This window comes from Candidatus Goldiibacteriota bacterium (assembly GCA_016937715.1).
GTDB lineage: Bacteria > Oederibacteriota > PGYV01 > PGYV01 > PGYV01 > PGYV01.
This window is the reverse complement of sequence record JAFGWA010000107.1, coordinates 21,280-31,876: the sequence shown is the minus strand read 5'-3', so window position 1 is coordinate 31,876 and position 10,597 is coordinate 21,280. Positions and strand designations below refer to the sequence as shown.

At 43.1% G+C, this 10,597-nt stretch carries 8 protein-coding genes; all 8 read left to right on the top strand.

Annotated elements, in window-relative coordinates:
- Positions 1-197: 197 nt before the first annotated feature.
- The 8 genes from tig (at position 198) to JXR81_10335 (ending at position 10,528) form a co-directional block, all read left to right on the top strand.
- Positions 198-1,481 (top strand): trigger factor, encoded by a 1,284-nt coding sequence (gene tig / locus JXR81_10370; protein MBN2755245.1) that lies wholly within the window; start codon positions 198-200, stop codon positions 1,479-1,481.
- Positions 1,482-1,512: 31 nt separating this feature from the next.
- A complete protein-coding gene (gene clpP, locus JXR81_10365; GenBank protein MBN2755244.1) occupies positions 1,513-2,100 on the top strand; it encodes an ATP-dependent Clp endopeptidase proteolytic subunit ClpP in 588 nt (195 codons plus the stop codon).
- Positions 2,101-2,115: 15 nt separating this feature from the next.
- Complete coding sequence (clpX, locus tag JXR81_10360; protein MBN2755243.1) at positions 2,116-3,327, top strand: ATP-dependent Clp protease ATP-binding subunit ClpX; 1,212 nt, start codon at positions 2,116-2,118, stop codon at positions 3,325-3,327.
- A 12-nt stretch (positions 3,328-3,339) separates the two neighbouring features.
- A complete protein-coding gene (lon, locus tag JXR81_10355) occupies positions 3,340-5,736 on the top strand; it encodes an endopeptidase La (protein ID MBN2755242.1) in 2,397 nt (798 codons plus the stop codon).
- Positions 5,733-6,857, top strand: coding sequence for a glycosyltransferase family 9 protein (locus tag JXR81_10350; GenBank protein MBN2755241.1), 1,125 nt, complete (start codon positions 5,733-5,735; stop codon positions 6,855-6,857). The genes lon and JXR81_10350 overlap by 4 nt, the downstream gene beginning before the upstream one ends.
- Positions 6,858-7,005: 148 nt before the next feature.
- Positions 7,006-8,028, top strand: coding sequence for a glycosyltransferase family 9 protein (locus JXR81_10345; protein MBN2755240.1), 1,023 nt, complete (start codon positions 7,006-7,008; stop codon positions 8,026-8,028).
- Positions 8,025-9,128 carry a glycosyltransferase gene (locus JXR81_10340; protein ID MBN2755239.1) on the top strand — a complete coding sequence of 368 codons (1,104 nt, stop codon included), beginning with the start codon at positions 8,025-8,027 and terminating at the stop codon, positions 9,126-9,128. Before JXR81_10345 ends, JXR81_10340 begins: the two co-directional genes overlap by 4 nt.
- A complete protein-coding gene (locus JXR81_10335; protein ID MBN2755238.1) occupies positions 9,128-10,528 on the top strand; it encodes an undecaprenyl-phosphate glucose phosphotransferase in 1,401 nt (466 codons plus the stop codon). Before JXR81_10340 ends, JXR81_10335 begins: the two co-directional genes overlap by 1 nt.
- Positions 10,529-10,597: the final 69 nt, after the last annotated feature.

The following is a 10,597-nucleotide window of genomic DNA, read 5'->3' as shown; positions in this document are numbered from 1 at the left end:
TATTTGCACAGAGCGAAGCGCGTGCATCTCTGAAGTGTTTAATTGCGGATCGTTCTCCGCAAAGAACAAATATTTGCACAGAGCGAAACAAAAAGTTCTTATATGAGTACGCCCGCTTCACGCTGACGCGTTGAGCGTGTATAAGTTTGATACCAGAAACAATGTTAATTGTTTCAAATACAAGGAGGAAATACGTAATGAATTGGAAAGTTAAAGATGAGGGCAAGTGCAGGAAAGTGGTTGAAGTTAATGTGGACAAAGATACAGTAAAAGAGACATACGGTAAAGTGTTTAACAGTTTCAAACAGAACGCTGTTGTGGAAGGTTTCCGCAAGGGTAAAGCGCCGGAAGAAATGATAAAATCACGCTACATGGATAAAATACATGAAGAAGTAATTAAAGAAGTGGTTCCTTCAGCGTATCAGAATGTGATGAAAGAACTGAATCTTCACATTGTCACATACCCGGCGCTTTCTGACGTAAAATATACAACGCCGGAAAAAGATGAAGTTGAATTTAAGGTTATTGTGGAAGTAAATCCGGAATTTGACCTTGCTGATTACGGTAAGGTGAAAATTGATGTTAAGAAATTTAACGGAGTAAAAGAAGAAGATGTTGAAAAAGAAATTAAACGAATCAGGCAGTACCGCGGCACGTTAAAACAGGTGGAAAAAGACAAAGTGGAAGAGGGAGATTTTGCCGACGTTTCAATGTCCGCGTTTGTTGATAATAAAGCTGACGCTTCGCTTACCACGGAATCCCATCTTATTCAGATTGGCGCCGGCGGATTTTTAAAGGAACTTGAAGACGGCATTAAGGGAATGAAGCTTGGAGAAGAAAAAGATATCTCTTTTGTTTTCCCGGCTGATTATTTTAACAAAAGATACGCGGGTAAAAGCGCCGCGTTTAAAGTGAAAGTAAATGCCATAAAGGTCCTTGAACTTCCTGAATTCAATGATGATTTTGCCAAAAATATGGCGGGAATGCAGACGGCGGATGAATTAAAGGCCGCGTTAAAAACTGAACTTGAAAAGCGCGCGCAGTCTGATGTACGCCAGCATAATACGGGAGAGGTTTTAAAGAAACTTGCGGAACAGAATAAGTTTGACGTACCTGAAGGGCTTGTGGAACAGGAACTTGATAACATAGTGTCCCGCTATGAAAATTCCATGAAGCAGCAGGGAATTTCCATGGAAAAGATGGGAATTACCAAAGAGGATTTCAGAAGCCGCAATAAGAAGCAGGCTGAAGAAAATATAAGGGTTATGTACATTCTTCAGAAGATAGCGGAAAAAGAAAAAATTGAAGTAAGCGACGCGGATGTGGAAGCGGAAATAAGAAAAATCGCTGCTGATATTAAACAGGATCCGGAAGCCATGATAAAGCAGGCAAAGGCTCAGGAAAACTGGGATTCTTTAAGGGCGAAGCTGACGGAAGACAGGGTTCTGGACAAAATGTTTGAAATTTCGGGAGCCAAGTAATATGGCAGCCGTAAAAAAGGGGGCAGAAGCAATGAGCCTTATACCAATGGTGGTTGAACAGAGCGACAGGGGAGAACGCGCGTTTGATATTTATTCAAGGCTGTTAAAAGAAAGAATTATCTTTCTTGGTACGCCTATTGATGATGACGTGGCAAACCTTATTATTGCACAGATGCTTTTTCTGGAAGGCGAAGACAGTAAAAAAGAAATTTCCATATACATAAACAGCCCGGGCGGCGTGGTTACTGCCGGCCTTGCTATTTACGACACGATGCAGTTTATAAAAGCGCCGGTTTCCACAATATGCGTGGGGCAGGCGGCAAGCATGGGCGCCGTGCTCTTAACGGCCGGCGCCACAGGCAAGCGTTATGCGCTTCCCAATGCAAGGGTGCTTATACACCAGCCGCTGGGCGGTGTTCAGGGGCAGGCGTCAGAAATTGAAATTCACGCCAAGGAAATAATAAAGACCAAAAAAAGATTAAGCGAGATTCTGGCAAAACATACCGGACAGAAATTAAGCAAGATAGAAAAAGACACGGACAGGGATTATTACATGAGCGCGCAGGAAGCAAAAGAGTACGGGCTTGTGGATGAAGTCATGGAAAGAAAGACAGAATAAAAAGGCGGGTAAATAATGATAACGTGTTCGTTCTGCGGAAGAACCGAAAAAGAGTGCGGTAAAATAATTTCCGGCGGGGACGGCGCTCTTTGCAAAGATTGTGCCGCGCAGCTGAATAAATTATTTGATGGAAGCAAAGCCGGCGCCAATAATAAACCTGTGTCGCTGCCTTCGCCAAAAGAGATAAAGGCGCATCTTGACGAATACGTCATTTCGCAGGAAAAAGCAAAGAAGGTACTTGCTGTATCGGTTTACAATCATTACAACAGGATATACAAAGGCGGCGGCGAAGGGGTGGAGCTTCAGAAAAGCAACATCCTTATGGCGGGGCCTACAGGTTCCGGGAAAACTTTATTGGCGGAAACGCTGGCGCGTATTTTACACGTGCCGTTTGCCATTGCGGATGCCACCACTTTAACAGAGGCCGGGTATGTGGGAGAAGACGTTGAAAATATTCTGCTAAGGCTTATAGAAAACGCCGACTTTAACATAGCAGAGGCAGAGCGCGGAATTGTCTACATTGATGAAATAGACAAGATAGCAAAAAAATCAGAGAATCTTTCAGTTACGCGCGATGTTTCCGGCGAAGGCGTGCAGCAGGCGCTGCTGAAAATAATAGAAGGCACAATTGCCAATGTGCCGCCAAAAGGCGGGCGCAAACATCCGCACCAGGAATTTTTAAAGATAAACACAAAAAATATCCTGTTTATTTGCGGCGGCGCTTTTGTAGGGCTTGATTCAATCATAAGAAAAAGGGTGAATAAAAAAAGTTATGGTTACGGCAGGGACGGCGGGGAAAAGCACGACACCACCAAATACGGCATGCTTTCACAGGTACTGCCGTCTGACCTTATTAAGTTCGGAATAATTCCTGAATTTATCGGCAGGGTGCCGGTAGTGGCGGCTTTATCCGAACTGAACAAAGATGACCTTGTGAAAGTTTTAAAGGAGCCTAAAAATTCCATAATCTCGCAGTACGAAAAGATGCTTAAACTTGAAGGGGTAAAATTTATTTTTACGGATGATGCGGCGCAGGCCGTGGCTGAAGAAACAATAAAAAAAGAAATTGGCGCAAGGGGATTGCGGTCCATAATAGAAAATATAATGCTGGATATCATGTATGAAGTGCCGTCGGCAAAGGGAATTAAAAAAGTAATAATTGACGGCGATGTGGTTACCGGAAAGAAAGACAGGCTTGACGCGATAGTACGGGAAAAATCAGCATAGGGGAGAAGTAAAATGGCAGAAAACGAAATACCGGGCGGAGAAGATAAAAAAGACAAGAAAGTGCCTTTGCTGGCATTAAGGGACCTTGTCATATTTCCTAACATGGTAATACCGCTTTTTGTGGGGCGTGAAAAATCCATCAAAGCGCTTGAAGCGGCGATGGAAAAAGACAGGATTATACTTTTAGTGGCGCAGAAAGACGCGCGCACTGACGATCCGGGAAAAGGCGATATCTATGAGACCGGAACGCTTTCCGAAATACTGCAGATATTAAAACTTCCGGACGGCGCCATAAGGGTGCTGGTGGAAGGCCTTACCCGAGTGAAGATAAAAGAATACACAATGGATGAACCGTTTTTTGAAGTGGAGATAGAAGAGATAAATGAAGATAACGCTGTGAACAAGGAAACAGAGGCGCTTATGCGCCTTACGCTGGAAGAATTTCAGAAACACGTCAAGATGAACAAAAAGATTCCGCCTGAAACCATTATGTCGGTTGCGGACATTGAAAGCCCGGGGCGGCTTGCGGATGTAATGTCCGCGCATATAGCTTTAAAGCACGAGGAAAAGCAGGACATTTTGAATACCCTTGATCCCGCGCAAAGGCTGCATAAACTTTCCGTTATTTTAAAAAGGGAAAATGAAATACTTGAAATAGAAAAAAAGATTCAGGGCAAGGTAAAAAGCCAGCTTGAAAAAAGCCAGCGTGAATACTATCTGTCAGAACAGCTGAAAGCAATTCAGAAAGAACTTGGAAAAGGCGATAATTCCTATAATGAAAATGAAGAATTAAAGGAAAAAATAGTAAAAGCGGGAATGCCCAAAGACGCGGAAGAGAAAGCGTTAAAAGAACTGGACAGGCTGGAAAAAATGATGCCGATGTCCGCGGAAGCGACAGTTATAAGGACGTACCTTGACTGGCTTATAGGGATTCCGTGGAAGACAAAGACAAAGGAAAAACTGGACATAAAAGAAGTGCAGAAGATACTTGATGAAGACCACTACGGCCTTGAAAAACCCAAGGAAAGAATAGTGGAATACCTTGCGGTAAAGAAAAACGTAAAAGGCACCGTTCACGAACCCATACTTTGTTTTGTAGGCCCGCCGGGAGTGGGCAAGACATCGCTTGCGCGTTCCATTGCGCGCGCGCAGGGAAGAAATTTTGTGCGTGTCTCGCTTGGGGGAGTGCGCGATGAAGCGGAAATCCGCGGGCACAGGCGTACATACATAGGCGCTATGCCGGGGCGTATTCTGCAGTCCATCAGGAAAGCAAAGTCAAGAAACCCGGTCTTTCTTCTTGATGAAATAGACAAGATGAGTTCCGATTTCAGGGGTGACCCTGCGGCGGCAATGCTGGAAGTTCTGGATCCGGAGCAGAACAACACTTTTATGGACCATTATCTGGATACGGAATTTGACCTGTCTGACGTAATGTTTATTACAACGGCCAACACGCTTTACGGCATACCGCTTCCCCTGCAGGACAGGATGGAAGTGATAGAAATAAACAGTTATACCGCAATTGAAAAGACCAAAATTGCCGAAAAATATCTTGTCCCCAAACAGATGAAACAGCATGGCCTTACTGATAAGGACGCTGATTTTACCGAAGAAGGCCTTAAGTTTATTGTGCTTAACCACACCAGGGAAGCGGGCGTAAGAAATTTAGAACGTGAAATAAAAACTGTGTGCAGAAAGATAGCCAAAGAAAAAGTTTCAGACCCGAAAAAATTTAAAAAGATTAAAATAGAACCCGGCAATATGCAGAAATTTCTTGGGGCTCCAAAGTTTCTTGATGTACCCACAAAAAACGTCAACGGAGTGGGAATTTCCACCGGCCTTGCATGGACTGAATTTGGAGGAGATGTTCTGATAATTGAAGTCAGCGTGGTTAAAGGCAAGGGCGGGCTTATGCTCACGGGAAAACTTGGCGATGTAATGAAAGAATCAGCGCAGGCGGCGTTAAGTTTTACCCGTTCCCGCGCGAAATACCTTGGAATAAAAGAAGAAGTGTTCGGCAAATCTGATATTCACGTTCATGTTCCCGAAGGCGCGATTCCAAAGGACGGTCCTTCTGCCGGTATCACCATGGCTACGGCTTTAATTTCGGCTTTTACAGGAAGGCCGGTAAGGCAGGATCTTGCTATGACGGGTGAAATTACGCTTAGGGGAAGGGTGCTTCCTATCGGCGGATTAAAAGAAAAGACCCTTGCTGCTTTAAGAAACGGGGTAAAAGAGGTTGTGGTGCCGGATTACAATAAAAAAGATTATGATGAACTTCCGGTATATGTAAAAGAAGGGCTTAAGTTCCATTTTGTAAGGACGATGGATGACGTGATAAAACTGGCGCTTGAATCAAAATCCGGCGCCGCCGGCAAAAAGAAAAAGAATAATAAAAAGGTAAAATGAAAAAATACGTCTTTAAGAAAAGATGGAAAAGGGCGGTTATGGCAGTAATAGATGCTGTGGGTTCCGCCCTTTTTTATTTTTATGGAAAGGTAAGAAAAAAAGGAAAGAATAAAAGAATTCTGGCGGTAAGGCTTGACCAGCTTGGGGATATGATTCAGACGCTGCCGTTTTTTTCTGAATTAAGAAGGCAAAACAGCGGTTATGAAATACACGCGCTGTGCGTTAAAGACTGCGCTTTTCTTTTGAAGAATAATCCGGATATAGATGTTGTACATGAACTTTCACGTTCGTGGTTTTATCCCGAAAGAAAAAGAAGCGGCGGCGAGCTTGAAAATATGGCTGCGCGGCTGAGAAAACTTGGATTTGAAAAAGCGTATGACCTGCGCGGTGACATAAGGAACATTAATTATCTGGTGCGGATTAATGCCGGCAGCATATACGGCTACGGATGTGCCGGCGGCGGTTTTATGCTGGATAAAGAGTATCCATATGACAGGGATATGCATGAGATTGACAAAAATTTAAGGCTGTTGGATGCAAAAGCGCAGGATACCATAAGGATGGATTTTTACTGCTCGCAGGCAGATATTGACGCGGCGGCGCGGATAATAGATAAAAACGGCGCGGCGCAGGCAAGGCGTATAATAGTGCACCCTTTCACACGCGCGGCTTCCAAAATGTGGGGGCTTGAAAAGTTCAATCAGCTTATACAGCATATTGCTGACGCGGGTAATACAAAGATATTTGTGATAGGCGGAAAAGATGATATAAAGCACGCGGAAAAAATACGATTTTCTGAAAATGTAATCAACTGCATAGGCGTGCTTCCGCTGGGAGTGACTATAGCGCTTATAAAACAATGCGGTATATTTGCGGGGAATGATTCCGGGCCGCAGTATTTTGCGGCTTATTCAGGATTAAAGACCTGCGTGATTTACGGATACACGGTGAATTATAAACGCTGGCTGCCAAAGGTACCCGCAGCCAACATGGCTGATATAAGCATTCCTGTGGAATGCGGTCCTTGTGAAAAAACCGTCTGTGATAATAAAGAAGGGCATAAGTGTATGGAACTAATAACGGTGGCTATGGTCTGGGACAGGATAAAAGGCTGGTTTTAATGTGTTTGATAATTGTTACTTGAATGTTCTAATGACTTGTGTTTAATAATGTAGAGACGCACCATGGTGCGTCTTGGTTTTAAGATTGCGTATAGTGTTTTTATAGAAAGACAGCAATTATAGATAAAATATTTGCAAGAGGGCAAAAATGGACGTAAAGCAGATAAAAAAGGTTCTTGTCGTCAAACTGTGCTGCATAGGCGATATAATACAGGCCACACCTTCCCTGCGCGCGTTAAAAGAAGCGGGGTGTGAAGTCCATTTTTTATGCATAAAATGGGTCTCTGACCTTGTGGACATGATACCGTATGTGGACAAGAAAATTGTAACAGGGTCACAATCGCTTCCGGAAATGCTGAAGGTGCTTCCTGTATTAAGGCGCGAAAAGTACGATATGATAATTAATTTTCACAGGGATATAAAATCAAATATTTTTATTGCGGCTTTGGGCGCGAAATACCGTGCAGGTTTTAACTGGAATAATAAAGGTTTGTTTCTTACCCATAAAACTGTTTTTAATCCCGCCCAGCATGAGGCTTTAAGATATTTATCTGTAGTGCAGGGCGCTGGTTTTGCGGTTAAAGAGAATCACACGTATATTAAAGCGCCGGAAGATATCGGGTTTAATTTCAATTTAAGCGGCGGATTAAAAGCAGGGCTTTTTCCGGGCGGCGGCAAAAATCCCGGAACAGTAATGGTGACTAAACGCTGGCCTGTTTCACGTTTTGCTGAATTAATAGACATGCTTAAATTGAAGAACATTACGCCATATATTCTTGGCGGGGAAATAGACAGCGATGTGGCGGAAGAGATAATAAAATTAAGGCCGGATATTCAGTTCTTAAAAACCGGTAATTTAAAACAGCTGGTTTATGTAATTTCAAAAATGGACATATTTGTGGCAGGTGATACAGGCCCCCTGCATATGGCTGCGGCGCTTGGCGTAAAAACAATAGGGCTTTTTGGGCCGTCGTCATCTGACCTTGTCGGCGTCAGGGGAAAGTACAGCGTTAATATCTGGCAGAAGGAAAAATGCGCCCCGTGTTATATTCCGGAAACCGTCCATGAAAGAAAGTTTCTTGAATGCAGAGACAATATCTGCATGAAAAATATATCCGCGGAAAAAGTATTTGCGGAAATAACAAAACTTCTTGAAAGCGGTGAGAAATGAAGGCTGCCGTAATACACGACTGGCTTACAGGGATGCGCGGCGGGGAAGCCGTGCTGGAATCCATACTGGATATTTTTCCCGAAGCGGATATTTTCACCCTTGTCTGTGACAGAGACGCCGTATCTGATAAGATTAAGAAACATAAGATACACACATCTTTTCTTCAGAAAATACCGGGAGTTTTTAAATCTTACAGGAATTTTCTGCCGCTTTTTCCGGCGGCAATTGAAAGTTTTAATTTAAAAGGTTATGACATTATCATTTCATCCAGCCACTGTGTGGCAAAAAGCGTGAAACATAAAAAAGATATAAAAAACTTCTGCTACTGCCACACGCCTATGAGATACGCATGGGATCAGTTTGATAATTATTTTTCCAGAGAAAAAAACGGAGCTGTAAAGTACGCCCTTATTTCGGGAATAATGCCTTATCTTAGAAAATGGGACGCGAAAACAGCGGGCAGAGTCAGCCATTACATAGCCAATTCAAACCACGTAAAAAAACGTATAGAGAAATACTATAGCGCGCAAGCGTCGGTGATTTATCCGCCCGTGGACACGCAGTACTATACTGTCAACCCCGCGCAGAAAAGGGAGAATTTTTACCTTGCGGTATCAGCCCTTACAGAGTATAAAAAAATAGATTTTCTTGTGAATGCGTTTTTAAAAATGCCGGATGAACACCTTGTAGTAATAGGCACCGGCCCTATGCTTACAAAACTTGAAAAGATGGCGGACGGCAACAAGAATATACACTTTCTGGGCAGGGTTCCGAAAGATATAATAAAGGACGCATACCGAAGGACCAAGGCGTTTTTGTTCCCGGGTGAAGAGGATTTTGGTATTACTAACGCGGAAGCGCAGGCGTGCGGCGCCCCTGTACTGGCATATAATGTGGGCGGGGCGACAGAGGTGATTATTCCCGGCGAAACAGGGGAGTTTTATGACGGCACAACCGAAGACTTTATCAAAAAACTTGATATAATGCGCGGTAAAATATATGATGTTAACAAAGTAAGGGAAAACGCGTTAAGGTTTTCCGGAGAGCAATTTGATCTGAACTTAAGGAAATTTTTAAAGAATAACGGGGTTAATGTGTAATGGATAAAAAAAAGGTGCTTTTTTTCGCAAAGATGCTTCTGCTTGCGGGTGATGTAATATGCTTCTGCGGAACTTTTCTTCTGGCATATTACTTAAGATTTTATCTGCAGCTGGTTCCGCTAAGGCATTCGGTTCCGCCTTTAATGCATTATATACAGGCGCTTCCTTTTATAGCTGTAATAGTGGTTTTAGCTTTTAACTACGCGGGGTTGTATTTTTTAAGGGTGGGGCGGTCGCGTTTTGACGAACTTACGTCGGTATTTGCCGCGTCCGCGGGCGCTTATGGCGTGATGCTTGCGGCTACTTTCTTTTTAAGGGAAATATCTTATTCAAGGATTGTTATGCTTTACAGTATGGGGCTGGGAATAGCGGCAGCTTTTTTATGGAGGCTTATTTTCAGGGGGATTTATAACACGCTTAACAGAAAGGGCTATCTTACACAGACGATTTTAATTGTAGGCGCAGGGGATATAGCGGGTAATATGATAGAAAGGATAAACTGGCATCCGGAGATGGGTTATAAAATATTAGGGTGCGTTACGGATAAATTAAGAAAAGGAAAAAAATATAAGAATGTGAACGTGCTTGGCAGGGTGAAAGAAATTGACAGAATAATAAAGAAATTAAAACCTGATGAAGTTTTTGTGGGGCTTCCGGATTACAACAGGCGGGATATCGCGGATACGATACTGGCGAATGAAAATGTGAAATTTATGATAGCGACGGACATCCTTGGAATAATTACAAAAAATATTGATTATGGCGAGATTAACGGGATACCTGTATTTACGGTTAAAGAGCTGCCTTTAAATTTAAGGGTAAACAGGGTTATAAAACGGGCAATGGATGTAATTGTTTCGGGTATAGGGCTTCTTATCCTTTTGCCGCTTTTTGTTGTTGTGGCCGTACTTATAAAAATAAGTTCCCCGGGGCCTGTGTTTTACAGGCAGGACAGGGTTGGCAGGGATAATAAAGTATTCTGGATGTATAAATTCAGGTCGATGAAAACAGGCGCTGAAACAAAAACCGGCCCTGTGTGGGCGAAAGAAAATGACGAAAGGCGTACTGCGATAGGCACGTTTTTAAGAAAATCCAGTATAGACGAACTTCCGCAGCTTATTAATGTGTTAAAAGGCGAGATGAGCATAGTGGGGCCGCGTCCGGAGCGCCCGCACTTTGTTGAAAAATTTAAAAATGAGATTCCGCGTTATATTGAAAGGCATAAAGTAAAGGCTGGTATTACAGGCTGGGCTGCGGCCAACGGGCTGCGCGGTAATACATCGCTTGAAGAAAGAATAAAATACGACCTGTATTATATTGAAAACTGGTCGCTGTGGTTTGATATTAAAATAATAATAAAAACCGCCCTTGAAATGTTCCACCATAAAGGCGCGTATTAGTTTGGTTTTTTTCTGCTCTTTAGCGTAGAGACGCAATACATTGCGTCTCGTTTTGCAGTTCTTAGACGC

What these genes read in the sequence shown, in the direction of transcription:
- JXR81_10335 (MBN2755238.1), top strand. Translation starts at nt 9,128, where the DNA reads ATGGATAAAAAAAAGGTGCTTTTTTTCGCAAAGATGCTTCTGCTTGCG.
- clpX (MBN2755243.1), top strand. Translation starts at nt 2,116, where the DNA reads ATGATAACGTGTTCGTTCTGCGGAAGAACCGAAAAAGAGTGCGGTAAA.
- JXR81_10345 (MBN2755240.1), top strand. Translation starts at nt 7,006, where the DNA reads ATGGACGTAAAGCAGATAAAAAAGGTTCTTGTCGTCAAACTGTGCTGC.
- JXR81_10350 (MBN2755241.1), top strand. Translation starts at nt 5,733, where the DNA reads ATGAAAAAATACGTCTTTAAGAAAAGATGGAAAAGGGCGGTTATGGCA.
- clpP (MBN2755244.1), top strand. Translation starts at nt 1,513, where the DNA reads ATGAGCCTTATACCAATGGTGGTTGAACAGAGCGACAGGGGAGAACGC.
- lon (MBN2755242.1), top strand. Translation starts at nt 3,340, where the DNA reads ATGGCAGAAAACGAAATACCGGGCGGAGAAGATAAAAAAGACAAGAAA.
- JXR81_10340 (MBN2755239.1), top strand. Translation starts at nt 8,025, where the DNA reads ATGAAGGCTGCCGTAATACACGACTGGCTTACAGGGATGCGCGGCGGG.
- tig (MBN2755245.1), top strand. Translation starts at nt 198, where the DNA reads ATGAATTGGAAAGTTAAAGATGAGGGCAAGTGCAGGAAAGTGGTTGAA.